Below are 23,808 nucleotides of genomic sequence, written 5' to 3' on the forward strand. Positions count from 1 at the left end.
CGGGCCGCAATGTCTATTTCTTGTACTGGAAATAAGCAGTCGCGGCCCGCTGTGCAACGGGTGGAAAATCGAAGAGCGGCAATGAAGGTATCAATCGCTGACGCGTTCGACCAGCGCGCCGCAACGGGTAAGCTTTTCTTCGAGACGTTCGAAACCGCGGTCGAGGTGATAGACGCGCGAAACCATGGTCTCGCCTTCTGCCACGAGGCCGGCGATGACCAGCGACACCGAGGCGCGCAGATCGGTCGCCATGACCGGTGCACCCTTCAGGCGGGAAACGCCTTCGATGCGAGCCATCTGACCGGAGAGCGAAATCTTGGCGCCGAGACGGGCCAGTTCCTGCACATGCATGAAGCGGTTTTCGAAGATGGTCTCGGTAATGTGCGAGACGCCCTGCGAACGGGTCATCAGCGCCATGAACTGCGCCTGCAGATCGGTCGGGAAGCCGGGGAAGGGCTCGGTGACGATATCGACCGGTTGAATACCGTTGCCGTTGCGCACGACGCGCAGGCCTGTATCGGTGTCACTGATCGTGACGCCTGCCAGCCGCAGCGTGTCGAGCGCATTGTCGAGCAGCGATGCGCGCGTGCCTTCCAGCACCACGTCACCTCCGGCCATGGCGACCGCCATGGCATAGGTGCCGGTTTCGATACGATCGGGCAGAACCCGGTGGCGCGCGCCGGAGAGCGAAGTGACGCCCTCAATGGTGATGGTGGAGGTGCCGGCGCCTTCGATTTTGGCGCCCATGGCGATCAGGCAGTGCGCGAGATCGACCACTTCCGGCTCGCGGGCAGCGTTGTGGATGACGGTGGTGCCGCGGGCAAGGCTTGCTGCCATCAGCATCACATGCGTCGCGCCCACCGACACTTTCGGGAAGGTGTAGACAGCGCCGATGAGGCCACCCTTGGGGGCGCTGGCATTGATGTAGCCGCCATCGATCTCCATCGTCGCACCAAGCGCCTGCAGGCCCTCGATGAACAGGTCGACCGGGCGCGTGCCGATGGCGCAGCCGCCGGGCAGGGAAACGCGGGCGCGGCCCTCACGCGCCAGAAGCGGACCGATGACCCAGAAGCTCGCGCGCATCTTCGAAACCAGCTCATACGGGGCTGTCGTGTCGACAATGGTACGGCAAGTGAAATGCACGGTACGGGAATAGGCCTCGCCCTGGCTTTCGCGACGACCATTGACGGAAATATCGACGCCATGATTGCCGAGAATGCGGATGAGCTGCTCCACGTCCGCCAGATGCGGCACGTTTTCGAGCGTCAGCGTGTCGCTGGTCAGAAGCGAAGCGATCATCAACGGCAAGGCGGCGTTTTTGGCGCCGGAGATGGGGATGACGCCGTTGAGCTTGTTGCCACCCGTAATTCTGATGCGATCCATGCGTCCCTACGGGCCTGTGCCCGCCTTTCTTATCATGCCTTGCGTAAAAGCGCGTCCTTAGACGAATTTCCGCGGCGTTTCAATTTTATGCTGGTGAATTGTCTATGAGGATGATTCGTCCGTTTTTGCGGCAGGCAGGCCAATCGTCTGGTCTTCTTCACCTGCGCGGCGCGCCCGAACCTGCTGTTTGCGCTTCAGAAGATTTTCACGAAGCTTCTTCGCCGCCCGTGCCTTGCGCTCCGCCTCACGCTGGCGCGCCTTTTCACCGGGGCCGGCCTGCGTGTTGCCGTTTGCCGCCACGGCTGACGGTTCCTTCGAAACGTCTACGGAAACCGCCGCCTTCGCCTGTTTGTCATGTTGTTCGTTCATAAATTCAGCAATATCTGAAAAATGCGTTTTTCAACAGGGGGCACGCTTTTTTGCCCCGCTGGATGAAGAATATCGTTTTGCGACTTGCGCTCGTCAAAAACCTATGGCAATAGGCCGCCACGCTTGATGCTGAAGCAGACGCTTCGGCACCGGATGCTGCTATAGCTCAGGGGTAGAGCACTCCCTTGGTAAGGGAGAGGCCGAGAGTTCAAATCTCTCTAGCAGCACCATTTTCTCCCATAAAACAGATAGTTAGATAATCGCGCACGCCGAAGGCGTCGTCGCGCTTCAGTCCGCGCGCGTTGCGCCAGCCTCTTTCAAATGGAAAACCGCGCCTCTTGCGAAGCGCGGTCTCCATATCCGAATATTCTGTTGCTGCCAGAGCGGGACGAAACCGCCCGTAGCCAACGGGCGCCGCTTACTGGCGGAATAGCGACAGGATATTTTCGGAACTGGTATTGGCGATGGAGAGCGACTGGATGCCCAGCTGCTGCTGTGTCTGAAGAGCCTTGAGCTTGGTGGATTCTTCGTTCATATCCGCATCCACGAGACGGCCAATGCCCTTGTCGATGGAGTCGGTGAGTTTCGAGACGAAGTCTTCCTGCAGGCCGATGCGCATCTTGATCGAACCGAGTGCGGCGGATGCGCTGCTGATCGACTGAAATGCCGTTTCGACATCGGTGAGAAGGTTCCCGATAGTGTAGGTCGGCGGCGTTGCAGAATTGAACAGCTTGAGATCGATATCCCATACGGAAATGCCGGACGCCGTGCCGGGCTGGCCGATGATGCCCTTTGTTGTGTCAAGCGTTGCGGGCGAGCCTGTCAGGCCGAAAAGCACGTTGGCGGTTGTTGTGCCGGCGGTGGTGTCGACAAGCGTATAGTCCGTTTTCGTAACGCTGACGGTGCCGGCGCCATCGCGCACAAAACCGGAAACGACGGTCTTGGCGCCGGTGCCCAGCAGCCAGTTTTCGCCACTGAAAGATGCACCCTGGGCAATCGATTCGAGCTGTTTTTTCAGTTGGTCGATTTCTTCCTGGATTTTCGTCTTGTCGACACCTTCTTCGGTTGCCGCGACGATTTTCGACTTGATTTCCTTGACGACTTCGACGGTGCTTTCCATCGCGGAATAAGCGACGTCGACCTTGGCCGCGCCGAGACCCAATGCATCCTGAACGGCGGAGAGAGCCATGTTGTCGGAACGCATGGTCGTCGCGATCGACCAATAGGCGGCGTTATCGGAGGCCGATTTTACGCGTAATCCAGACGAAACTCTGGATTGGGTGTCTTCGAGCTGGCCGCTGATTGCGCGCAAGGTCTGGAGCGCCGACATGGCGGCGGTGTTCGTCAGAATACTTGTCATAATTGCCCCTTTGAGCTGGCTAAATGGGAAGGGACATTCCGGGATCGCCGGAAACGACTGAGCGGCTTGATGCCTGTTAACCTCTTTTTCGTCTTGGTTAACGAGTCGTTTCGATGCGCTGATTTAGCCGTGATTTGGTTAATGAACTCTTAATCAAAAAATCTCGTGAATTTCGCAGGCAAGTGCACAAACAAAAACCGCGCCTTTCGGCGCGGTTGATGATTTCGACTGAAGCTTTCGATTAACGGAAGAGCGACAGGATGCTTTCGGAGTTGCTGTTGGCGATCGAGAGAGCCTGAACGCCGAGCTGCTGCTGGGTCTGCAGAGCCTTGAGGCGGGTGGACTCTTCGTTCATGTCAGCGTCCACGAGGCGGCCGATGCCCTTTTCGACGGAGTCGGACAGCTTGGAAGCGAAGTCTTCCTGCAGGCCGATACGCATGGAGAGCGAGCCGAGCTTTGCAGCCGCGCTGGTCATCGCCTTGAGCGAGTTTTCAACCAGCGTCAGGGCTTCGGCCATGTTGGTGGCGCGGTCTGCGGCTGCATACTGGGTGATGTCAAGCGTGTAGACGGACTGGGCGGTAACGGTTGTGAACGTTCCGACCGTGCCAAGAATGCCGGTCGTGTCCGGAACGCCTGCGGTGTCAACCGAGCCGAACAACGTGTTGCCGGTTGCGGTGTTGTCGAGAGCGTATTTCGTGGTCGTGACGTTAACGGCGCCACCGGTGGAGCGAACGAAGCCGGCAACGACAGACTTGTCAGGGTCCGTGCCAGGCGTTGTCGCGCCGAGGGTGGAAGCGCCAACAAGCCAGTTTTCGCCGTAGAAGGAAGCGCCCTGGGCGATCGATGCGAGCTGCTTCTGCAGCTGGCCGATTTCTTCCTGAACCTTGGTGCGGTCAACGCCTTCTTCAGTTGCGGTGACCAGCTTTGCCTTGATTTCCTTGACGACGTCAATTGCGGAATTCATGCCGGCGGAAGCGGTGTCCACCTTGGCGGCGCCGAGGCCGAGAGCATCGGAAACGGAAGAGAGAGCCATGTTGTCAGAGCGCATGGTGGTTGCGATCGACCAGTAGGCAGCGTTGTCGGAAGCATCGCCGACGCGAAGGCCGGAGGAAACGCGTGCCTGGGTGGATTCCATGTTCTGGCCGATAGAGCGCAGGGTCTGGAGCGCAGACATTGCTGCGACATTCGTGATAATACTCGTCATAGTAGTGTGCCCCTTGAATGGCTGATTAAAGAAGGGACATTCCGGTTTCACCGGTAACGGCGCACAGCATCATGCCTGCTAACTGGCTGATTTTTAACGTTAGCTCGCCGTTTCGATGAGCATTAGGTAACGCGGGTTTGGTTAATGAATTGATAAGCGCAGAAAGAAATTCAGCGTCGCCAAAATTAAATATGCAACCTTCGCGCGCACGCGCGCGTATCTCCAAAAGTTTAAAAAAAAGATAAGGCCGCACCCGTTTCCAGATGCGGCCTCATTAATGCATTCAGTCCGATTCAGCCTTTCGGACCTTTATGCCTTCTATCCCGGTCTGCGTTCGGTCAGCCACCGATTGCTTGTGGGAAGAAATGGATCCCCCAGCCCCGGAGGGCTATGAGAAGCTCAGCTCTTAGCGGAAGAGCGACAGGATGCTCTGCGAGTCGCTGTTTGCGATCGAAAGAGCCTGGATTGCCAGCTGCTGCTGCGTCTGCAGAGCCTTCAGCTTGGTGGACTCTTCGTTCATGTCAGCGTCAACGAGACGGCCAACGCCCTTTTCGATGGTGTCGGACAGCTTGTCGGCGAAGTTGCTCTGCAGGTCGATACGTGCAGACAGCGAACCGAGCTTGGCGCCGGCGCTGGTCATCTTCGTCAGAGCGGTTTCAACAGAGTAAAGAGCGTTGTCGAGGTCATCGGTGCTGACATTCATGTCGAGCACGGAGATCTGTGTGTAGGTCTTGGCGCCGACGGTGGTCGTTGCACCGGTCGCGTTCAGGATACCGGAGTTTGCGTCGATCGTGCCCGGGGTGCCTTCCGTGTAGAGCATGGAGTTGGCATCGAGTGCGTAGTCCGTGGTCTTGACGCTGACAGTGCCGCCGGCGTCACGAACAAAGCCGGAAACAACCGTCTTGGTAGCGTTGGCGCTGGAAACGAGCCAGTTTTCGCCGTTGAAGGACGCGCTCGTGCCGATGGACTTCAGCTGGTCGAGAAGCTGAGAAACTTCTTCCTGAACCTTGGCCTTGTCGACGCCCTGTTCCTTGGCGGCTACGACCTTTGCCTTGATGTCGGTAACGACCTTGATGGCGGCGTCCATACCGGCAGATGCGGTATCAACCTTGGCAGCGCCCATGCCCAGCGCGTCGGATACTGCGCCGAGAGCCTTGTTGTCGGAGCGCATGGTGGTCGCGATCGACCAGTAAGCAGCGTTGTCCGAAGCCGAACCAACCTTCAGGCCGGAAGAAATACGGTCCTGCGTGGTCGACAGGTCGGAAGCGATGGTACGCAGGGTCGAGAGAGCGGCCATTGCGTTGTTGTTGGTCAGAATGCTTGCCATAATAAATGTGTCCCTTGTTTTTACGAGATACTGGAGTGGGGACATACCGGGTTGGATATTACCGGTCGCAACGTTTCGGCTTCATGCCACTCGGTTCAGAAACGCTTAGTTCCAGAAACCAAACCCGCTGCGTGTGAGAAGAATTTCTCAGTGAATAATTGCGCAATCATTAATTTGAGCGCCAAGAAATACTTGAAAATACTTATGGTTACTTTTTGATTTAGTTAAATGGTGACTTTTTGGTTGATGAATATAGTTACCCAGTCGCTAGTGAAAATGGTAACTAAAGCACTAAAATGCGAAAACCCCGCGGCCTTGGGGGCGCGGGGTTAAAAAACAGGGTTAATGTGTATCAGCGGGGTATGAGGGCCGTTAGTTGAACGATCTGACGAGGCTTCCCACAAGCAGGTTCCAGCCGTCGATCAGCACGAAAAACAGAATCTTGAACGGCAGCGAAATCGAGGTGGGTGGCAGCATCATCATGCCCATGGCCATGGTGATGGTGGCGACGATGAGATCGATGACGAGGAACGGCAGGATGATGAGGAAGCCGATCTCGAAACCGCGCCGGATTTCCGAGAGCATGAAGGCAGGAACCAGTACGCGATAGTCGACGACATTGTCGGTCATCACCACCTGTCCGCGCTCGCGGGCGATGTCGACGAACAGCTTCAGGTCCTTGTCACGCGTATTGGCGTTCATGAAGGTGCGGAAGGGCTCGGCAATGCGCTGCACGGCCTGCTGTTCGTTGATCTGGTTCTGCAGCAACGGCTGCACGCCATCCGTCCAGGCTTTGTCGAAGGTGGGGGACATGACGTAAAAGGTCATGAACATCGCCATCGACAGCAGGATCATGTTTGATGGCGTCGAGGCCAGTCCCATGCCTGACCGCAGGATCGAGAAGGCAATCACGAAGCGCGGAAAGCTCGTGACCATGATCAGGATACCCGGCGCGACGGAAAGAACCGTCAACAGGCCGAAAGTGCGGATGATCCATGCGGCGACGGAGCCGTCGATCTGCGTGTTGAACAGATCGGACGGAAATTGCTGGGCACTGGCAAGGCCCGGCAAAGCGAGGAGGACGGCGATGGTTACAAGAAATCGAATCATTCGATGACAAAGGTCCGGAACATGACCTTGGATACGCGCCCTTGAGAGCGCAGGTCAACTCGTTCCTGAATGTCATCCTTAAGATATTGAAAGCCGCGCGGCCCTTCCAGCTGCTGAAGGGAAACGGTCCGGACATAGGCCATGATATCCTGATGGATATCCTCCGCCAGCCCGACTTCCACCGGCCCCTTGAACATCAGCGCCACTTCCAGCCGCACCCAGTTGGTCGAAGGGTAGGCGAGATTGGTGGTGATGGGATCGAGCTGGACGATGCCGTTCGCTTCGGCCGAGATTTTATCGAGGCCTTCGCCCTTCTTCTCGCCATGGCCGCCGGCCGCAGCGGTGGCATGGGCCTCCGTTGCGGCAACTTTCGGGGCGATCATGCCGCCCACGAGCCAGCCGCCGCCCGCACCGAGCAGGGTGAGGATCACAACGCCTGCGATGGTCATGACCAGAGGGGAGGATTTCTTCTTGCCCTCTGCCTGTTCGTTTTCCATGGGTCAGTCCGTTCCCGTGTGCGTCAGAGCGGCGAGAACAGGTCGACGACCTGCTGCCCGACCGGGGGCTGCTGCACTTCCGTCAGACGGCCACGGCCGCCATAGGAGATGCGTGCCTCGGCGATGCGCTCGTAGGAGATGATGTTCTGCGCATCGACATCCTGCGGCCGGACGATACCGCCGACGTTGAGGATGCGGATTTCGTGGTTCACACGCACTTCCTGCGAGCCGCTGATGATGAGGTTGCCGTTTTCCAGAATGCCGGTCACGACGGCGGCCACTAGCAGCGTCAGCTTTTCGGAGCGCTTGGTCTTGCCCTTGGCCTGTGTGTCGGTGTCGGAGCCGTATTTGATGCTGGAATCCGCATCCGGCGTCCAGCCCAGGATCTGGGCTTTTGCCTTCCAGTTCAGGCCACTGGCATTGGTGCGGTTGCGCTCGGTCTCGTTGTCGAAATCGGCCTTGTCGTTGATCTGGATGTTGACGGTCAGGATGTCGCCGATATTGAGTGCGCGCAGATCCTTGAACAGCGCACCCTGGCTGTCGCTCCACAGCGAATAGCCGCTTGCCATGTGTTTCGGCTGCTTGGGATACATGCCCATCTGCGGTGTCTGGCTGAATTGCAGGCCGCTGCCGATCGGGCTCATCGCGGGTGCGTTGCCGATTTCCTTCAGGGTCTGGTTGTTCTGGCAGCCGGCCAGGAGAGCGAGCGGCAGGAGGAGGGCCGGAAGACGACGCGTGCTCATGAAGGATCCTTCGAAGTGTTTTTGTCGATTGCCTGCGACATGATGCCGGCGACGGTTGCGGCTTTCTGCGCATCCATTTCGCTGAGGATGAGGCCGGATTGGCGCGGTGGCAGCTGCATGATGATGGCGGCCGCGATCTCCACATGCATCTTTTCGAGCTGGGGAGCTGCGGCGTCCGCCTTCATCGTCTTGTAGATGTCGACGAGGTTGCTTTTGGCCTGATTGAGGAAATGTTCGCGGCGCGCCAGCCAGTCCTCATATTCCGCCTTGCGGTTTTCCAGCACAGAAATACGTTCATTGACGTCGGCCTGAAGCTTTTCAAGCTCCTGCTTCTGCATGAGGTAACGCTGGTCGCGGGCAGCATCGGCAATATTGGTGCAGAATTTCTGGATTTCGTCATGCGTGCTGAGTTCAGACACCACGTTCTGCTGGCTTTCGGCGCCGGCAACCGGCAGCAGGAACAGCAGCGACGCGACGGCCGCAAAGCGGACGAGGCCATTCGAGAGCGGATTTTTGGTCTGACGTTCCATCATTGCAGCACGAGCTCCGCCTGAAGGGCGCCGGCGGATTTGATGCCTTGCAGGATGGCGATGATGCCGTCCGCCTTGAGCCCGATGCTGTTGAGACCGGCAACCAGCGTGCGAAGGTCCGGGCCTTCGACGATGGCGACCTTGCTGCCTTCCTGCATGGCCATGATATCCGTCTGCGGCTGCACCGCCGTCTGGCCGCGCGAAAAGGGTGCGGGCTGGATGACCTGCGGCGATTCCGTCACCTGCACGGTGAGCGTTCCATAGCTGACGGCGACGCGGGAAATGCGGACATCCGCACCGATGACGATCGTGCCGGTGCGCTCGTTGATCACGACCTTGGCAGGCGTATCCGTCTCGACCGTCAGATTTTCGATTTCCGCCATCAGCCGGGTGAGGTCTGCGACGCGGGGTTTCTGCACCGCGATTTCCTGCGAATCGCGCGGTTCGGCGATCGGGTCGCCATAACGGGCGCGGGCAAAGGCGTTGACGACATCAGCCACACGCACGGCCGTCGAAAAATCGGGATTGCGCAGCTGAAGGACCAGATTGACCGAATCCTTGAACTTCGACGGCAGTTCCCGCTCGATGATCGCGCCGTTCGGCACGCGCGCCGACGTGGTGACGCCCTGCGTCAGCGTCGCGGCATCGCCCTGCGCCGAAAAACCGTTGACGATCAGCGCGCCTTGCGCGACGGCGTAAATCTGCCCGTCCGCGCCGGAAAGCGACGTCATGATGAGGTTGCCGCCACGAAGCGAGGTCGCGTCGCCAAGCGAGCTGACCGTCACGTCCACACGGCTGCCGGGGCTGGCGAATGGCGGCAGATTGGCCGTCACCATCACGGCGGCGATGTTCTTGGCGTTGGACTGGCCACCCTGCGTGGTGATGCCGAGGTTCTGCAGCATGGCGCGCATGGACTGTTCGGTGAAAGGCGAGGAGCGCAGGCTGTCGCCCGTGCCCTGCAGACCCACGACGAGACCGTAACCGATCAGCTGGTTGTCACGTCCGGCCTGCAGGGATGCGATATCCTTGATGCGGGATGTGTCGGCCTGCGCGGGCGGTGTGGAGAGGAAGGGCAGGGCCGAAAAGACCAGAGCCGCGGCTATGATACGAAGCACTCTCATTTCGCCATCACCTGAATGGTTCCGTCCTTCATGACCGTGCCGCTGACCATCACGCCGGAATCGATGTTGCGTACCCTGACGACCTCGCCGAGCGAGCCGTCGCTCATTGGCGTTCCGGAAGCCATCAGCGTCATGTTGCCAATGTGGAAAACGAGTTTGACGCTTGTACCGCGCACTACCAGGGACGGTTCGCGAAGCGCCGCAATGGGGATCGTGCGGCCGGGAAGCAGGGTCTGCTTGGAGATCATGCCTTCCACTTCGCTGATATCGCTCGCATAACCAGCGGAAATATTCGGGTTGGTCACTTCCACCGACTTCACCTGTTCGGGCGAGATCGCCTCGCCCGGATAGATGGTGCGCACGGGAACCAGTGCCATTGGCGCCTGCGCAAGAGCGGGCGCCAGGGCGCCCAGTGAAAAGGCAGACGCGAGACACATACGGACGAGTGCCGTTCTGCAACTGCTATTGTTCCGGCCAAACCTCATGTTCGCCTGCCTTTCCGTTCTTACTTCAGGTTCTTGCTGACAATCGAAGCCATTTCGTCAGCGGTGGTGATGACCTTGGAATTCATCTCATAGGCGCGCTGCGCCGTGATGAGGTCGGTGATTTCCTTGACGGCGTCGACGTTCGAGCCTTCGAGGTAGGATTGTTTGACGTAGCCATAGCTCGGATCGTCAGGCACGCCGACAACCGGGGCGCCGGAGGCCGGCGTCTGGGAAAAGAGGTTGTCGCCGAGCGGCTTCAGACCCGCTTCGTTGGCGAAGTTGGCGATGGTCAGCTGGCCGAGTTCGGTGAATTCAGCGGCATTGCCGATGCGCGCAGTCACCTGACCCGTGCGGGTAATGGTGATGTCCTGCGCGTCGGTCGGGATATTGATGTTCGGAATGACATTGTAGCCATCGACCGTCACCAGGTTGCCGTCGGCATTCTTGTTGAAGGCGCCGGCGCGGCTGTAGAGCGTCGAACCGTCGGCTGCCTCGATCTGGAACCAGCCCTGACCGATGATCGCCACATCGAGCTTGTTGCCGGTTTCGATCAGATTGCCCTGGGTGTGGATGTTGCGCACGGCGGATGTCTGCACGCCGAGACCGATATTGGCGCCCTCAGGCACGATGGCCTGGTTGGCGCGGTTCGGCACGCCCTGCATGCGCTCGGTCTGGTAAAGAAGATCGGTGAACTCCGCGCGCGCACGCTTGTAGCCGGTGGTGTTGATGTTGGCGATGTTGTTGGCGATGACTTCCAGATTGGTCTGCTGGGCGTCCATACCGGTGGCAGCGATGGCAAGAGCTCTCATGTCAATATTCCTGCTGGGCTAGATCTGCATCTTGGTAATGTCGAGATAGGCCGACACGATCTTGTCGCGCAGCGCGATGGCGGTTTGCAGCGACTGTTCGGCCGAAAGCACGGCATCGACCACTTCGCGGGTATTCGCCTTGCCCTGAATGCCTTCGAAGGAGGCAACTTCCGCCTTCTTCAGATTGTTCATCGCATCCATTGATACGTTGCCGAGAACGCTGGCGAAGCTTGCGCCCGTCTGCTGGGCGGGCGTCGTCTGCTGCTCGCCGCCGAAAAGGCTTTCCGTCAGCGAGGAGACGCCGCTTGCGCCGCGGGTGAGCGAAAGGGAACCGAGTTGCTTGATACCGTCGATCATTGCGATGCCTTCAGAAGGTCGATTGTGGAGGCGACGAGGTCGCGTGTCTGGCGGATGACCTGAAGATTGGCGTCATAGCTGCGGTTTGCTTCGCGCATGTCGGCCATTTCGATCAGGACGTTGACGTTCGGCATCTTGACCATACCGTTGGTATCGGCGGCCGGATTGCCGGGGTCGTATTCATGGACGAAATCGCCACGGTCGACACCGAGCTTCTTCACCTTCACGCGCTCGACGCCGCTGACGTGGTCCAGCTCGGAGCCGAAGGTGACGGTCTTGCGACGATAGGGATCGGCACCGGGCGTATCGCCGGTCGATCGGGCGTTGGCGATGTTTTCGGAGACGATGCGCAATCGTGTGGACTGCACCTCCAGGCCGCTGCCGGCTATCTTGCTTGCCGCACTCAAGGGATCCATGGTTTACCTCTTAACCGTCATCAGCATCATGCGATGGAAGGATTTGACGAGACTGGCGTTCAGGTCGTACTGCCGCTTGATCTCGCCGGTCTTGGTCATTTCTTCCGCAAGCCCGACCGAATTGCCCGATTCCTGCATGCCGATCTCGTTGTTGACCGGGTTGTCCCGCACCGCGATATTCTCGCTGAGTGTGCTTTCACCAAGGTGGGCAGGGTTTGTCCTGGCCATGCCGACCTGCTGGCTGGTGGCCTGCATGACCGCTTCGAAGGGACTGACATCTTTGGCGTGGAACTTGGGTGTGTTGGCGTTGGCGATGTTGGTCGCCACGACTTCCTGCCGCACGCTCAGCCATTCCGCTTGGCGGGATGCCAGTTCGAACAGTTGAATCGGTTGCATAGACTTCTCCATCTCGTATGGCCCGAACCTACGGGGTTAATCTTGCGTCAGACTTGCGGAGAGGAGAGAAGGCGTTGGCCAGAGTCGAGAAGCGTCGTGGAAGAGTACCTTCGGGAGAATAAAATGGCACGCCGTCACTCCGGCGCGCCTTCGCCCTGAATGATCGCATGCGAAAATTTGGCGTCAGGCCGGACCGGATGGGATTCTACAAGTGCCGGGCAGGGGGCTTTCGGAAGCTGGTTCCACTCGCTTGAAGGTAACCCAATCTTATCGCTATAGTGGTTGGAAACGGAGGAAGACAATCATGGATCTGGTAATTCCCAGTGCAGCCAATCTCGGCCTGTTCGTCAGCGCCACGCTGGTGCTCCTTCTTGTGCCCGGCCCTGCGGTTCTTTACATCTTCGCGCGCTCGGTCGAGCAGGGCCGTTCCGCCGGTCTCGTGTCGATCCTTGGCATCCATTCGGCGACGCTTGTTCACGTTGTCGCTGCCGCCGTTGGATTGTCGGCGCTTCTCGCCTCGTCTGCGCTGGCCTTCAGCGTTGTGAAATATGCCGGCGCGGCCTATCTGATCTGGCTTGGACTCAAGAAGCTCTTCGGCTCTTCGGACATTCCCGACATCGAGGGCGGCCACCCGACGCGCAGCCGCATGCGCATCTTTCGCGAGGGTTTCATCGTCAACCTCCTCAATCCGAAGACAGCCTTGTTCTTTCTGGCTTTTCTTCCGCAGTTCGTTGAGGTTGGCCGGGGCCATGTGGCGATGCAGATCGCTTTCCTCGGCATTCTCTACACAATCATCGGCGTCTTGACGGACGGCACCTATGCGCTTGTGGCCGGTACGGCCGGCAGCTGGCTGAAGCGCAGCCCCGTTTATCTGAAAGCCGAACGCTGGGTCAGCGGTTTCGTTTATATCGGCCTTGGTGTGACAGCCGCTCTTGCCGGCAACCAGAGAAAATAAACCGAACGTCGCACACAAACAGCCGTCTCTGACGGCTGTTATGGGGACGGCCCGGAATGGCATTGCCGATAAAACGCCGTCGCAAAGAGGTCTTTGCGACGGTCATCAGGAGGTTTTGCTGCGAGGACTGTTGTCACCGGGACGTACAGCGCGGCCTTCCGCTCAAGGCAGTCGGACTATTTGTCCGGATGATAGGTTTTTCCGGAGGATGTCTCGATCAGCCATTCGCCATTGCGCTGCTCGATCTTCGTCAGCAACGCATTGTCAGGCAATGTGGAGCCGACCCGCACCATATACATGCCTGAACTGTCTTCGATCAGGGCGCGGCCATTGGAGACATGTAGCAGACGGAACGATGTCTGGCCGGGGAAGGGTTGGTCTTCGATCCCGGCTGCCACATTGTTCTGTCTCTCCTTGCCGCCAGCGTTGACGGTCGCCGTCGTCAGCATGTCGGGCAGCTCCGCCGGTGGCGGGGTGTCTTCCTTGTTGCGGTTGGTCATGGCCATGGGCGAGACGCTGAAGACTTCCCGCGGTCCGGTATGGGGCAGATCGCGGGTGCGATCGCCGCCCGCCACCTTCATGCCGAATTTCTCCTCGTTGAAGAAGACGTACCAGGGGAAAAAGGCTGCTGCAGCGGCAAGCCCGATGCCCGTCCATGCGAGAATGCGGTCGGGCGTAAAGAAGATCGGCTTGGAGGGCACGTCTTCATCGTGGCTATTGTCGTTCCGCTTGTTGTTCACGGGGTCAGCCTCTCATTCTCGGATTGACCTGGGGCTGGCCATTCTGTGCTCCACCGCGCAATGCGGTCGCCAGATCGGCATAGGCATCCTGTGCCGCCGGTTCGTCCGGCAGCTGTTTCAGCGTTTCATAGATGATCGGAACCTGCTTCACCGCCATGTCGAGATCGGGGTCGGTTCCGGGCCGGTAACCGCCGATGAGACGAAGATCCCGCGTTTCCTCGAAACGATGCACCAGCGCCTTGAGGCGCGAGACCAGCTTTTCCTGATCCGGCGTCCACGCCTTCTTGGCAAGACGCGAGATCGAGGCGAGCGGATTGATCGGCGGATAACGGCCCTCTTCGGCAAGGCTGCGATCCAGCACGATATGGCCGTCGAGAATACCACGGGTCGAATCGGCAATCGGATCGTTGTGATTGTCGCCATCCACGAGAATGGAGACGATGGCGGTGATAGTGCCGGTGCCTTCCGCGCCCGGTCCTGCCCGTTCCAGCAGCCGCGGCAGTTCGGTGAAGACCGAGGCGGGATAACCGCGTGCGACCGGCGGTTCGCCAGAAGCCACCGCCACCTCGCGGATCGCATGGGCAAATCGCGTCACGCTGTCGATGATGAGAAGGACATTATCGCCCTGATCGCGAAAATGCTCGGCGATGGTAACGGCGGAAAGCGGTGCCATCTTGCGCAGCATCGGGCTTTCGTCGCTCGTCGCGACGACGGCGACGGACTTGCTCATATTCTCGCCCATCGTATCTTCGATGAACTCGCGCACTTCGCGTCCGCGTTCACCGACAAGCGCAATCACCACCTTGTCGAAGGCGTCGGCCTTGGCGAGCATCGATAGCAACGTGGATTTGCCAACGCCTGAACCGGCGAAAATACCGAGACGCTGCCCGAGACAAAGCGGGGAGAAGATATCGATGGCCCGGACACCCGTCTTGAAGGGTGTCTCCACCCTTTTACGGGTCATCGAGGGCGGCGCATTGTTGGAAATCGAACGGCGCACGATGCCGGAAGCAAGCGGCCCCTGGCCGTCGATCGGCTCGCCAAGCGCATTGATGGTGCGACCGCACCAGCTCTCGTCGGGCGAGACGCGGAAGGCGCCCTTGCGGATGACGGTGTCGTGGATGCCGATCGGCTCGCCGGGCTCGATAGGGCAGACATAGCAAATATCCGGCTCCACGCGCACGACTTCGCCGAGATGAATGCCGGTCGCGCTGCGATGAGCAACGAATTCGCCGAGCCTGACGTGCCGCGACAGGCCGGATACCGTGTAGTGCCCGGCGGCGATGGTGCGGACATGGCCGCCATGCGCCACCGAGAACTCCGGATCGGCATAGTGTCCGGCAAGGCTGGCGAGCTGGGCGAGCTTCGGCGAAATGGCCCAGCCCGAGAGCATGGATTCCGAGAGCATGGATTCCGGCATTGTCATCCGTCAGTTCCTCAACGCGCGCCGCCGAGCGTTTTGATGCCCTCGCCGAAGGTCGATTCGGTATCGCGCATCATCGACGAAATGCTCTCAAAGGCGCGGTTGACCTGGATGAGTTGCGTCATCTGGGAAATGCCGTTGACGTTCGACTGTTCGAGGTAACCCTGAACGACGCCGACCTCATGATTATTGACGACCGGAACGGGCTGGGCCACGGGCTTCACGCCGCTATTGGGATGACGCAGGAAGCCCTTTGAAAAATCCGCCTGGAAGATGCCGAGCGAGGAGGCGATGGTGTCGTTCTGCCTGATGGCGCCGTCGAGACCGACGGTGATCGGGCCGCCATTCGGATTGAGCCTGATCGGGCCGCCGCCGGCGTCGAGGACAGGATAACCGCTGGACGAGATCAATGCGCCGTCCGGGCGCATGGTGAAACGGCCGTCGCGCGTCAGGATTTGACCATCAGGCGTATCCAGCGCGAACCAGGCGTCGCCCTTGATGGCGAAATCGAAGGAATTGCCGGTCTGCTCGAAAGCGCCCTGGCGTGTGGAGAGATAGTCGTTGCCCTGCGACACGAAAGCCACCTTGGCATTCATGTCATTGTGGTTCTTGGCGACCATTTGGTCGAATTTTACCTCGGAGCCGCGGAAGCCGACCGTGTTCACATTCGCCATATTGTCGGAAATGGTGGTGAGACGGCGCTCCAGCGCGATCTGCGAGGACAGGGCGACATATAGTCCGGATTGCATATCATTTGCCTCCGAGTTTCAGGGAGTTGATGGAAATCAGCAGGTCGGGGGAAATGCCGTAGCCGCTGGAGGAGCCGAAAACGGCCAGGGGATCGTAGGTCGTCGAGGGGTTTTGCATTTCCCACATGATGGTGAAACGCTCGAGCAACTTGCCGACCTTTTCAGGATCCTGCAGATCCTTGATATTGATGCTCTTTTCGATGAGGGCGGCCTGCTTGTCGACATCAGCCGCAGCAAATGCGTCAGGCAGGTTGAACGTTGTGCGGAACACCTGCGCAAGCGCGTCGTCGGCCAGAAAATCGAGGCCGGATTTGATTGTCGGTGCCTTGCGCTCAAAATAAAGGGCGAGCCGGACGCCGTTATTGTCGTCGCCCGCTTCCTGTTCCAGCGTCTGGCGGGCGTAGTTGCCGATGACACCTGATTTGGCCGCCTCGGTGGCGGTTGCAGCCGCACCCAGGCCCGCGAAATCCAGCGACTTTGCAAGCTCGGCATAACGATTGTCGGAGAGCTTGTTGGCGAAGGCGTTCTTGTCGCTCGCCCCTTCCGTCAGCACCTTGCGGATGAAGGCTTTTGCATAGGCCATGTCTTCCAGGCCGTGGGCTTTCAGCGCGTAATTGTAAAGACGTGTATCGGCCATGAAATCGTCGATGGATTTCACGTTGCCGATCTTTTCACGGTAATATTCGGTCTCGCGTGCCACGTCTGGCTGCTTCGAGACCCGCTCGAGCGATTTGCCGATATCCTGACTGATCAGTCTGTAGCTGGTATAGGTGGAAGTCACTGAACCGCCGCTCTCGTTTGATCCCGATTTCAAGGCGCACGTCCGCCCTTGTCGGCATAATGTCGCGGCTTGCTTGTGCGAAACTGGCTGAGGTGAGGGCGGGGCAGGAGGCATTGCGGACAGGTTCACGCAAGCCACATTTTCTAGACATGGCGCCATGGAACACTGTTCGGGCGTGGTCGATCAATGAATATTGTAATTGGACTTATAATCACCTTCGGCTGCATCATCGGCGGCTATATGGCGATGGGCGGTCATTTGAACGTGCTGGTTCAGCCGTTCGAATTGATGATCATCGGAGGCGCCGGTCTCGGCGGCTTCATCATGGCGAACCCGATGAAGGTCGTGAAGGATTCGGGCAAGGCGCTCGGCGAGGCCTTCAAGCATTCGGTTCCGAAGGAGCGCAACTATCTCGACGTGCTCGGCGTGCTGTATTCGCTGATGCGCGACCTGCGTACGAAGTCGCGCAACGAGATCGAAGCGCACATCGATAATCCGGAAGAATCCTCGATCTTCCAGTCGGCGCCCTCGGTCCTGAAGAACAAGGAACTCACCTCATTCATCTGTGATTATGTCCGTCTCATCATCATCGGCAATGCCCGCAGCCACGAAATCGAGGCGTTGATGGATGAGGAAATCGAGACCATCCTGCATGACAAGCTGAAGCCTTACCACGCGATCACCACCATGGGGGATTCCTTCCCCGCCATCGGTATCGTCGCGGCGGTTCTCGGCGTCATCAAGGCCATGGGCAAGATCAACGAATCGCCTGAGGTGCTCGGCGGCCTGATCGGCGCCGCACTCGTCGGCACCATGCTCGGCATCATCCTGTCCTATTCGATCTGCAACCCGCTCGCTTCGCAGGTCAAGATCGTCCGCACCAAGCAGCACCGCCTCTACATCATCGTCAAGCAGACGCTGATCGCCTATATGAACGGCTCGGTGCCGCAGGTCGCGCTCGAATATGGCCGCAAGACCATCTCCAACTATGAACGGCCGTCCATCGATGCCGTCGAGCAGGAGATGATGAATCCCGGCGGCGAAAACAAGGCGGCATGATCATGGCAAAAGCTGCAGCGCAAAAAGCCTCCGCCCCGACCATCGACACCGCCCTGCTCGCGAAACTCACGGGAGGGCTCACCGACCGCAAGACGATCGCGAAGATCGGTGCCGACATCGGCCATCTCTACAGCGAATTCCTGCCGGATACCTTTCACAGCGAGACCGGCATTGCGATCGACGTCGAATATATCGGTTCCGAATCGGGGCTGATGACCGATCTCATCGCCAATGTCGGGCAGAATGTTGCAGTTGCCGATTGTTCGCTGCGCAACTGGTGCCCCAATTTCATGATGACGGTCGGCAACGGCTTCGTCATTGCGCTGATGGAACGCATGCTGGGTGCGTCGCCCGATAGTATCGGCGACCCGGACGAGCGCAATCTGTCCCATATCGAGCTCGATCTCGCGGCGATGGTTCTCGGCCGTATCGCCGGTGTCCTGCGCTCCGGTGTCAATGCGCCGGGTGGCTTCGAAGCGACGATCGATCCGCCGTTCAATGCCAATGGAAAAAGCGCCTTCGACGAGATGATCGCCGGCCTCTACGGCGTGACCATCCGCATGAAGATCGATATCGGCAAGGTATCCTCGGAATTTTCTCTCATCGTGCCGCAGCGGCCGCTGCTCAAGACCTCCATCGTCGCCCCCAAGGCTTCAGCCCAGGCGCTGAAGAAGCAGGAGGAATGGATGGATATGATCTCGCAGCAAGTGAAGAGATCGCAGGTCACGCTTGAGGCGCGCATCAAGCTCGAAACGCTGACGCTGCGGACGATTTCCAGGCTGGTCGCTGGCGATGTCATTCCGTTTCAGGATCTGAAGCAGGATGATATCGGCGTCGAGGTCAGCGCCAATGGTTCCAAGCTCTATAATTGCGAATTCGGCAAGTCAGGCGACCGCTACATGGTTCGGGTGAAGAACAATGTCAGCACGGACGACGAGATCTTACGACATTTGATGGGTTAAATCCTGCCCGGCCTTTGGGGTTTTGGGCAGGCTGACGCAAGTTTCAAAGGGAATAATCAGCGCATGGCTACGAAGAAAACACCTGTGACCGATGATGCGGCGTTGCCGTCGTTTGAAGACGGCACCGACCTCGACCAGGCTATCGGCGATCTGCGTGGCGTCCTCAAGACGGATGCGGAAGGTTCGCTGTCCGATTTTGGCGACTTCGGCGATTTCGGAAGCACGGACGAGGTTTCGACAGACAACGACCTTTCCGCCTTCGGTGGCGGAGCGGCCGATTTTGCGATGGACGATTTCACTGCGACCCCGCAGGTCGCAGGCGTGAGGGCACCGCTCGGCAGCGGTTTGTCCGAAAACATGGAAATGATCATGGACATCCCGATCGATGTCCAGATCGTTCTCGGCACCAGCAGAATGCTCGTTTCGGGGCTGATGAGCCTCGAAGAGGGTGCGACGATCGCGCTTGATCGCAAGATTGGCGAGCCCGTCGAGATCATGGTGAATGGCCGCCGTATTGCGCGCGGTGAAATAACGGTTCTGGAAGACGACGATACGCGCTTCGGCGTAAAATTGATTGAAGTACTGAGTACGCGAAAAGCCTGATCCCTGTGGGGACGGAGAGGAAAGACCATGATGGACTTCGAGGATTTCGGTAATCCCCTTGCGGGCAAGCCGTTGTCTCAGGCCGACAAGGCGGCCGCGGTGCTTCTTGCCATGGGCAAGGGCGTCGCCGGCAAGCTGCTGAAGTTTTTCACGCAGCACGAATTGCAGATGATCATTTCCTCGGCTCAGACGCTGCGCGTCATTCCTCCGGATGAACTCGCGCAGATCGTGGCGGAATTCGAAGACCTGTTCACCGAAGGAACGGGTCTGATGGACAATGCCAAGGCAATCGAAAGCATTCTCGAAGAGGGGCTGACGCCTGAAGAGGTCGACAGCCTTCTCGGTCGCCGCGCGGCCTTCCAGGCTTATGAAGCGTCGATCTGGGACCGTCTGCAGGAAGCCGAGCCGGAATTCGTCGGCAAGTTCCTGCTGCGCGAGCATCCGCAGACCATCGCTTATATTCTCTCCATGCTGCCTTCTTCCTTCGGCGCCAAGGTTCTTCTGACCATTCCGGAAGAACAGCGCGCCGATATCATGAACCGTACGGTGAACATGAAGGAAGTCAGCCCGACTGCCGCGCAGATCATTGAGAAGCGCGTGGTCAACCTCATCAACGAGATCGAGGCCGAGCGCAATGCCGGCGGTTCCACAAAGGTTGCCGATCTGATGAACGAACTGGACAAGCCGCAGGTCGACACGTTGCTGAGTTCGCTCGAAACGCTCAGCAAGGAAGCCGCCAACAAGGTCAAACCGAAGATTTTCCTCTTCGACGACCTTATGTTCATGCCGCAGCGCAGCCGCGTCCTGCTGCTCAACGATGTTTCGGCGGATGTTCTGACCATGGCGCTGCGTGGCGCCACGGTGGAAATCAAGGAATGTGTGCTCTCCAGCATCAGCCCGCGCCAGCGTCGCATGATCGAATCGGACCTTGCGGTGCCGCAGGCCTCGCTCAACACCCGCGAAGTGGCAATTGCCCGCCGCGCGGTGGCGCAGGAAGCGATCCGGCTCGCCAATTCCGGCCAGATCCAGCTGAAGGACGTCGCCGCAGACGAACAGTCGGCCGCCGCTTAAGCGGAAGCCGGTTGATAACCCGCCCCCAAGGCGGAGCGGGCCATTGCGATGGCCGGCCACGGACGCTAGTTTCGAAATGACGGCCTGCCGGGATCGGCGGGCCTTTTTTATTTCGGGAACGTGCCTTGGCAGACGATCAGGACAAGGACAGTAAAACAGAAGACCCAACGGAGAAAAAACTCCGTGATGCGGCGGAAAAGGGCAATCTGCCATTTTCTCGCGAAGTGCCGATCTTTGCGTCGTCGCTCGCTTTCTACTGCTATCTGGTTTTCTTCCTGCCCGAGGGTGCCGGCCGTCTCGGTGTCACCTTGAAGGACCTGTTCGGCCAGCCCGAGCAGTGGAACCTCAGCACCCGGCCGGATGCCCTGGCGCTGCTCTATTTTCTCGGCACATCCGTCGCTTACCTGCTCATGCCGGCCATGATCATGTTCATCGTCTTCGGCCTTGCCTCGTCATTTCTACAGAACCTGCCGTCGCCGGTGCTTGAACGGGTGCGTCCGCAATGGTCACGCATTTCGCCGGCAAAGGGTTTCACGCGCATCTACAGCAAGCAGGGTTTCGTGGAGTTCGCCAAATCGGTGTTCAAGATCATGATCGTTTCGATCATCATGTTCTTTGCGCTTCGCGGTGATTTCTACAGCCTCATCGATCTGATGTTTTCCGATCCGCAGGTGATTTTCGTGCGCGTGGTCGAGATCGTCAAAAAAATGATGGTCGTCATCCTGCTCTCGACCGCGCTGCTCGCCGCCGTGGACGTCTTGTGGACACGACATCACTGGTTCAGCCAGCTGAAAATGACGAAGCATGAGGTGAAGGAAGAATACAAGCAGTCGCAGGGTGACCCGGTGGTCAAATCCCGCCAGCGCTCGATCGCCCGCGACCGTGCCCGCCGCCGCATGATCAACAACGTGCCGCGTGCGACGCTCGTCATCGCCAACCCGACACACTTTGCGGTAGCGCTGCGTTACGTGCGTGAAGAGGGTGACGCCCCTGTCGTCGTCGCCAAGGGCCAGGATCTTATCGCATTGAAAATCCGCCAGATTGCGGAAGAAAACAATATCCCCGTTTTTGAAGACCCTCCGCTTGCACGCTCCATGTTTGCGCAAGTCTCGGTAGATAGTGTGATTCCACCAGTCTTTTACAAGGCTGTGGCGGAGCTCGTTCATCGGGTTTACGCCAAGACGTCATCGAAAATACGGGTTCAATAAAACCAATGAAAAAATCCGCCTATTCCGAACAGCGGGAAATGATCGTCGCAGAGGCGATCAACCCGGTCGCCACTGAATTACGCCTGCTAGACCCGGCCGACCTGATTTCACTGCTCCGATTCGAGTGCTATGGCAGTATCGCCGATCTCGTTTCGTCGGCGGCGGAGCTTTATTATCATCCAGGCACGATCAATTTCGGCGCCGGTGGCGAATATAAGCTCGAATGGGAAGGCGTGCCGGAGGTCGTTCTCGATCTCGAGCTCAAGCCGAAGGGCGCCACGGTCTATGCACGATTGATTCTCGCCGACAGGCATGCGGCGATCGAGATCAATCATGTCTCGTTTCAGAACCCTTCCGAAAACCCGGACGAAAATACCGAGTTTCTCCAACGCAGCTTGGCGGCTGCCCGATTCGTAGCCACCCGTCAGGGCGAAGCGGCTTAACCGGATCAGCTACATATTTCCATCACGGCCGTTGCGCTCGTTGAAATCACGGGCGCAACGGCCGTTTTCCGGTGTGTTTTGATCCGGGCTTGCCCGAAGCCTGCCGGTTTATGCGAAACCCGGCTGCGAGAGACAGGAACGCCTTGCAAATCAGTCTCGTTGTTTGTTACCTATCGCATTAACGATTTGTTAACGAACGGCAGGTCGCGGTGGCTGTTTCAGGCCATTGCCGATACGCATGATGCTCCTGCTCGTTGTCGGCACCGCGCCGGATTTTTTCTGAAATTTTGAGTTGGGTGGACCCCATGACAAGCATTTTGACCAATGCGGCGGCGATGGCCGCACTGCAAACCCTGCGTATGATCGACAAGAACCTCGAGACGACGCAAGCGCGCGTGTCATCGGGCTTTCGTGTCGAGACTGCGGCGGACAATGCGGCCTACTGGTCCATTGCGACGACGATGCGCTCCGACAATAGCGCACTTTCGGCCGTGCAGGATGCGTTGGGCCTGGGCGCTGCCAAAGTGGACACCGCCTATGACGCGCTTGAAAGCACGATCGAGGTCGTCAAGCAGATCAAGGCCAAGCTCGTCGCCGCCTATGGCGTGGGTGCCGACCGCGGCAAGATCCAGGATGAAATCAAGCAGCTTCAGGAGCAGCTGAAGAGCATTTCCGACTCGGCTTCCTTCTCGGGTGAAAACTGGCTGCAGGCCAGCATCAGCAACGGGGGTACGCCGCCGGTTGCGGAATCGATCACGAAAAAGGTCGTCGCGTCCTTCACCCGCACAGGCTCCGGCAATGTGGGCGTCACCACCGTCGACTATACGCTCGACAACAGCACCGTGCTTTTCGACTTGAGCGGCGGGAAGCTAGGGATTCTCGACAAAAACGCTGTTTTCGTCAGCAAGACGGAACATGAGGTCCTTCAAACCTCAACGACTGCAGGTAAGACGGCGCAAGCGGGTTATGTGGTTGAGAAGCTGAGCGACGCGCAGATTGGCGCGCTCAATGCCACGACGACAGATACGAACACGGATCCCAATCTCTATAGCAATGGCACGGACAATTATCTCCGCCTTTCGGAAAACGTCTGGGTCAAGGTCACGGCGACGAACCCGTCGAGCGGCGGCACGACCGTTTCCCCTGCCTATCGCGACACCGGCAGCACTGACTGGTTTTATGACGTCAGCGCCGGTACGGCTTCTGCCAATCGTTCCCTCGGTTTTTCCGTATCCACCCTTGATCTCGGCAATCTCGATGTCGTCGCTGCAGCCATGGGTGGCTTTGCTGGCGGCGGCACGACCTATACCGGCGCAGACGCCATCGACATGATGATGTCTTTCGTCGACAAGCAGCTCGAGGCAATGACCAGCACGGCTTCCAGCCTCGGTTCGCTGCAGAGCCGTATCAGCATGCAGGAAAACTTCGTTTCGAGCTTGATGGATGTGATCGACAAGGGTGTCGGCCGTCTCGTCGATGCTGACATGAACGAGGAATCGACCAGGCTGAAAGCCTTGCAGACGCAGCAGCAGCTCGGCATCCAGGCGCTCTCCATCGCCAATGCCAATGCGGAAAATATCCTCCAGCTCTTCAAGTAACGGGTTTCGGCCGGCGCGGGCGAGCGGATGAACGGGCGCGGGCTGCCTGATGAGGCCCGCCTTCATCCTCGCACAAGTTTGAACACCTAACGTCGGGGCAAGATCGGGT

Annotated in this window: 28 protein-coding genes and 1 tRNA gene; 9 read left to right on the plus strand and 20 right to left on the minus strand. The window is 58.7% G+C overall.

Features of this window, described 5'->3' with window-relative positions:
• Positions 1-90: 90 nt before the first annotated feature.
• Entirely contained in the window at positions 91-1,383 is a 1,293-nt protein-coding gene (gene murA / locus NYR50_RS00905; RefSeq protein ID WP_006312942.1) for a UDP-N-acetylglucosamine 1-carboxyvinyltransferase, read from the minus strand.
• A 102-nt stretch (positions 1,384-1,485) separates the two neighbouring features.
• Positions 1,486-1,752, minus strand: coding sequence for a hypothetical protein (locus NYR50_RS00910; RefSeq protein ID WP_418136483.1), 267 nt, complete (start codon positions 1,750-1,752; stop codon positions 1,486-1,488).
• Positions 1,753-1,907: 155 nt separating this feature from the next.
• Between NYR50_RS00910 and NYR50_RS00915 the strand changes: the two genes are divergently transcribed.
• Positions 1,908-1,982 (plus strand) — tRNA-Thr (locus NYR50_RS00915).
• On the opposite strand, the gene NYR50_RS00920 is transcribed toward NYR50_RS00915, so the two are convergent.
• The 14 genes from NYR50_RS00920 to flgB form a co-directional block, all read right to left on the minus strand.
• Positions 1,961-2,110: a hypothetical protein gene (locus tag NYR50_RS00920; protein WP_418136484.1), complete on the minus strand. Its 150-nt coding sequence runs from the start codon at positions 2,108-2,110 to the stop codon at positions 1,961-1,963. The genes NYR50_RS00915 and NYR50_RS00920 overlap by 22 nt on opposite strands.
• Positions 2,111-2,170: 60 nt before the next feature.
• Positions 2,171-3,112, minus strand: coding sequence for a flagellin (locus NYR50_RS00925; protein ID WP_418136485.1), 942 nt, complete (start codon positions 3,110-3,112; stop codon positions 2,171-2,173).
• A gap of 241 nt (positions 3,113-3,353) precedes the next feature.
• Positions 3,354-4,316, minus strand: coding sequence for a flagellin (locus tag NYR50_RS00930; protein WP_418136486.1), 963 nt, complete (start codon positions 4,314-4,316; stop codon positions 3,354-3,356).
• A 406-nt stretch (positions 4,317-4,722) separates the two neighbouring features.
• Positions 4,723-5,643, minus strand: a complete 921-nt coding sequence (locus NYR50_RS00935) for a flagellin (RefSeq protein ID WP_174007295.1) — start codon at positions 5,641-5,643, stop codon at positions 4,723-4,725.
• 372 nt (positions 5,644-6,015) lie between these two features.
• Positions 6,016-6,753, minus strand: a complete 738-nt coding sequence (fliP, locus tag NYR50_RS00940; protein WP_174007300.1) for a flagellar type III secretion system pore protein FliP — start codon at positions 6,751-6,753, stop codon at positions 6,016-6,018.
• Positions 6,750-7,250 (minus strand): flagellar basal body-associated FliL family protein, encoded by a 501-nt coding sequence (locus NYR50_RS00945; RefSeq protein WP_418136487.1) that lies wholly within the window; start codon positions 7,248-7,250, stop codon positions 6,750-6,752. The genes fliP and NYR50_RS00945 overlap by 4 nt, the downstream gene beginning before the upstream one ends.
• Positions 7,251-7,273: 23 nt before the next feature.
• The gene (flgH, locus tag NYR50_RS00950; RefSeq protein WP_006313011.1) at positions 7,274-7,993 is read right to left on the minus strand and encodes a flagellar basal body L-ring protein FlgH; all 720 of its coding nucleotides are present in this window, start codon (positions 7,991-7,993) and stop codon (positions 7,274-7,276) included.
• On the minus strand, positions 7,990-8,526 hold the full coding sequence (locus NYR50_RS00955) for a MotE family protein (protein WP_418136488.1): 537 nt from the start codon (positions 8,524-8,526) through the stop codon (positions 7,990-7,992). The genes flgH and NYR50_RS00955 overlap by 4 nt, the downstream gene beginning before the upstream one ends.
• Positions 8,523-9,644 (minus strand): flagellar basal body P-ring protein FlgI, encoded by a 1,122-nt coding sequence (locus NYR50_RS00960; protein WP_006313014.1) that lies wholly within the window; start codon positions 9,642-9,644, stop codon positions 8,523-8,525. The genes NYR50_RS00955 and NYR50_RS00960 overlap by 4 nt, the downstream gene beginning before the upstream one ends.
• Positions 9,641-10,129: a flagellar basal body P-ring formation chaperone FlgA gene (gene flgA, locus NYR50_RS00965; protein WP_010970973.1), complete on the minus strand. Its 489-nt coding sequence runs from the start codon at positions 10,127-10,129 to the stop codon at positions 9,641-9,643. The genes NYR50_RS00960 and flgA overlap by 4 nt, the downstream gene beginning before the upstream one ends.
• A gap of 20 nt (positions 10,130-10,149) precedes the next feature.
• Entirely contained in the window at positions 10,150-10,938 is a 789-nt protein-coding gene (gene flgG / locus NYR50_RS00970; RefSeq protein ID WP_111805707.1) for a flagellar basal-body rod protein FlgG, read from the minus strand.
• A gap of 18 nt (positions 10,939-10,956) precedes the next feature.
• On the minus strand, positions 10,957-11,295 hold the full coding sequence (locus NYR50_RS00975) for a flagellar hook-basal body complex protein FliE (RefSeq protein WP_080810601.1): 339 nt from the start codon (positions 11,293-11,295) through the stop codon (positions 10,957-10,959).
• Positions 11,292-11,711, minus strand: coding sequence for a flagellar basal body rod protein FlgC (flgC, locus tag NYR50_RS00980; protein ID WP_006313019.1), 420 nt, complete (start codon positions 11,709-11,711; stop codon positions 11,292-11,294). Before flgC ends, NYR50_RS00975 begins: the two co-directional genes overlap by 4 nt.
• A 3-nt stretch (positions 11,712-11,714) precedes the next feature.
• The gene (gene flgB, locus NYR50_RS00985; RefSeq protein ID WP_006313020.1) at positions 11,715-12,107 is read right to left on the minus strand and encodes a flagellar basal body rod protein FlgB; all 393 of its coding nucleotides are present in this window, start codon (positions 12,105-12,107) and stop codon (positions 11,715-11,717) included.
• Between the two features lie 304 nt (positions 12,108-12,411).
• Between flgB and NYR50_RS00990 the strand changes: the two genes are divergently transcribed.
• A complete protein-coding gene (locus NYR50_RS00990; protein WP_080810599.1) occupies positions 12,412-13,062 on the plus strand; it encodes a LysE family translocator in 651 nt (216 codons plus the stop codon).
• A gap of 176 nt (positions 13,063-13,238) precedes the next feature.
• Here the strand turns inward: NYR50_RS00990 and NYR50_RS00995 are convergent, their stop codons facing one another.
• From NYR50_RS00995 to NYR50_RS01010, 4 genes are read right to left on the minus strand one after another with little or no spacing between them, the layout of a single operon-like run.
• Complete coding sequence (locus NYR50_RS00995) at positions 13,239-13,802, minus strand: hypothetical protein (protein ID WP_418136489.1); 564 nt, start codon at positions 13,800-13,802, stop codon at positions 13,239-13,241.
• 4 nt (positions 13,803-13,806) lie between these two features.
• Positions 13,807-15,228: a flagellar protein export ATPase FliI gene (gene fliI / locus NYR50_RS01000; protein WP_418136490.1), complete on the minus strand. Its 1,422-nt coding sequence runs from the start codon at positions 15,226-15,228 to the stop codon at positions 13,807-13,809.
• 11 nt (positions 15,229-15,239) lie between these two features.
• Positions 15,240-15,974 (minus strand): flagellar basal-body rod protein FlgF, encoded by a 735-nt coding sequence (gene flgF / locus NYR50_RS01005; protein WP_418136491.1) that lies wholly within the window; start codon positions 15,972-15,974, stop codon positions 15,240-15,242.
• 1 nt (position 15,975) lies between these two features.
• On the minus strand, positions 15,976-16,755 hold the full coding sequence (locus NYR50_RS01010; RefSeq protein WP_035215323.1) for a DUF1217 domain-containing protein: 780 nt from the start codon (positions 16,753-16,755) through the stop codon (positions 15,976-15,978).
• A gap of 186 nt (positions 16,756-16,941) precedes the next feature.
• On the opposite strand from NYR50_RS01010, the gene motA reads away from it, so the two are divergent.
• From motA to NYR50_RS01045, 7 genes are all read left to right on the plus strand, one after another.
• On the plus strand, positions 16,942-17,814 hold the full coding sequence (motA, locus tag NYR50_RS01015; protein WP_006313025.1) for a flagellar motor stator protein MotA: 873 nt from the start codon (positions 16,942-16,944) through the stop codon (positions 17,812-17,814).
• Positions 17,811-18,776: a FliM/FliN family flagellar motor switch protein gene (locus NYR50_RS01020; RefSeq protein WP_174007325.1), complete on the plus strand. Its 966-nt coding sequence runs from the start codon at positions 17,811-17,813 to the stop codon at positions 18,774-18,776. The genes motA and NYR50_RS01020 overlap by 4 nt, the downstream gene beginning before the upstream one ends.
• 63 nt (positions 18,777-18,839) lie before the next feature.
• The gene (fliN, locus tag NYR50_RS01025) at positions 18,840-19,379 is read left to right on the plus strand and encodes a flagellar motor switch protein FliN (RefSeq protein WP_418136492.1); all 540 of its coding nucleotides are present in this window, start codon (positions 18,840-18,842) and stop codon (positions 19,377-19,379) included.
• Positions 19,380-19,406: 27 nt separating this feature from the next.
• Positions 19,407-20,450, plus strand: coding sequence for a flagellar motor switch protein FliG (gene fliG / locus NYR50_RS01030; RefSeq protein WP_174007331.1), 1,044 nt, complete (start codon positions 19,407-19,409; stop codon positions 20,448-20,450).
• A 125-nt stretch (positions 20,451-20,575) separates the two neighbouring features.
• A complete protein-coding gene (gene flhB, locus NYR50_RS01035) occupies positions 20,576-21,658 on the plus strand; it encodes a flagellar biosynthesis protein FlhB (RefSeq protein ID WP_418136493.1) in 1,083 nt (360 codons plus the stop codon).
• Between the two features lie 5 nt (positions 21,659-21,663).
• Positions 21,664-22,101, plus strand: coding sequence for a hypothetical protein (locus NYR50_RS01040; protein ID WP_174007337.1), 438 nt, complete (start codon positions 21,664-21,666; stop codon positions 22,099-22,101).
• Positions 22,102-22,406: 305 nt separating this feature from the next.
• Positions 22,407-23,699, plus strand: a complete 1,293-nt coding sequence (locus NYR50_RS01045; protein WP_418136494.1) for a flagellin — start codon at positions 22,407-22,409, stop codon at positions 23,697-23,699.
• Positions 23,700-23,808 lie beyond the last annotated feature (109 nt).

It is taken from the genome of Agrobacterium sp. El2ro-1b (assembly GCF_048298475.1).
Lineage (GTDB): Bacteria > Pseudomonadota > Alphaproteobacteria > Rhizobiales > Rhizobiaceae > Agrobacterium > Agrobacterium fabrum.

Excerpts from the sequence above, each read along its gene's own strand:
- NYR50_RS00910 (WP_418136483.1), bottom strand. The coding sequence starts at position 1,752 with ATGAACGAACAACATGACAAACAGGCGAAGGCGGCGGTTTCCGTAGAC.
- fliI (WP_418136490.1), bottom strand. The coding sequence starts at position 15,228 with ATGACAATGCCGGAATCCATGCTCTCGGAATCCATGCTCTCGGGCTGG.
- NYR50_RS00955 (WP_418136488.1), bottom strand. The coding sequence starts at position 8,526 with ATGATGGAACGTCAGACCAAAAATCCGCTCTCGAATGGCCTCGTCCGC.
- NYR50_RS01040 (WP_174007337.1), top strand. The coding sequence starts at position 21,664 with ATGAAAAAATCCGCCTATTCCGAACAGCGGGAAATGATCGTCGCAGAG.
- murA (WP_006312942.1), bottom strand. The coding sequence starts at position 1,383 with ATGGATCGCATCAGAATTACGGGTGGCAACAAGCTCAACGGCGTCATC.
- flgH (WP_006313011.1), bottom strand. The coding sequence starts at position 7,993 with ATGAGCACGCGTCGTCTTCCGGCCCTCCTCCTGCCGCTCGCTCTCCTG.
- NYR50_RS00935 (WP_174007295.1), bottom strand. The coding sequence starts at position 5,643 with ATGGCAAGCATTCTGACCAACAACAACGCAATGGCCGCTCTCTCGACC.
- flgA (WP_010970973.1), bottom strand. The coding sequence starts at position 10,129 with ATGAGGTTTGGCCGGAACAATAGCAGTTGCAGAACGGCACTCGTCCGT.
- motA (WP_006313025.1), top strand. The coding sequence starts at position 16,942 with ATGAATATTGTAATTGGACTTATAATCACCTTCGGCTGCATCATCGGC.
- NYR50_RS00920 (WP_418136484.1), bottom strand. The coding sequence starts at position 2,110 with ATGGAGACCGCGCTTCGCAAGAGGCGCGGTTTTCCATTTGAAAGAGGC.
- NYR50_RS00975 (WP_080810601.1), bottom strand. The coding sequence starts at position 11,295 with ATGATCGACGGTATCAAGCAACTCGGTTCCCTTTCGCTCACCCGCGGC.
- NYR50_RS00990 (WP_080810599.1), top strand. The coding sequence starts at position 12,412 with ATGGATCTGGTAATTCCCAGTGCAGCCAATCTCGGCCTGTTCGTCAGC.
- fliG (WP_174007331.1), top strand. The coding sequence starts at position 19,407 with ATGATGGACTTCGAGGATTTCGGTAATCCCCTTGCGGGCAAGCCGTTG.
- NYR50_RS00930 (WP_418136486.1), bottom strand. The coding sequence starts at position 4,316 with ATGACGAGTATTATCACGAATGTCGCAGCAATGTCTGCGCTCCAGACC.
- flgC (WP_006313019.1), bottom strand. The coding sequence starts at position 11,711 with ATGGATCCCTTGAGTGCGGCAAGCAAGATAGCCGGCAGCGGCCTGGAG.
- flgG (WP_111805707.1), bottom strand. The coding sequence starts at position 10,938 with ATGAGAGCTCTTGCCATCGCTGCCACCGGTATGGACGCCCAGCAGACC.
- NYR50_RS00945 (WP_418136487.1), bottom strand. The coding sequence starts at position 7,250 with ATGGAAAACGAACAGGCAGAGGGCAAGAAGAAATCCTCCCCTCTGGTC.
- fliN (WP_418136492.1), top strand. The coding sequence starts at position 18,840 with ATGGCTACGAAGAAAACACCTGTGACCGATGATGCGGCGTTGCCGTCG.
- NYR50_RS00960 (WP_006313014.1), bottom strand. The coding sequence starts at position 9,644 with ATGAGAGTGCTTCGTATCATAGCCGCGGCTCTGGTCTTTTCGGCCCTG.
- NYR50_RS00925 (WP_418136485.1), bottom strand. The coding sequence starts at position 3,112 with ATGACAAGTATTCTGACGAACACCGCCGCCATGTCGGCGCTCCAGACC.
- flgB (WP_006313020.1), bottom strand. The coding sequence starts at position 12,107 with ATGCAACCGATTCAACTGTTCGAACTGGCATCCCGCCAAGCGGAATGG.
- NYR50_RS01020 (WP_174007325.1), top strand. The coding sequence starts at position 17,811 with ATGATCATGGCAAAAGCTGCAGCGCAAAAAGCCTCCGCCCCGACCATC.
- NYR50_RS01045 (WP_418136494.1), top strand. The coding sequence starts at position 22,407 with ATGACAAGCATTTTGACCAATGCGGCGGCGATGGCCGCACTGCAAACC.
- fliP (WP_174007300.1), bottom strand. The coding sequence starts at position 6,753 with ATGATTCGATTTCTTGTAACCATCGCCGTCCTCCTCGCTTTGCCGGGC.
- flgF (WP_418136491.1), bottom strand. The coding sequence starts at position 15,974 with ATGCAATCCGGACTATATGTCGCCCTGTCCTCGCAGATCGCGCTGGAG.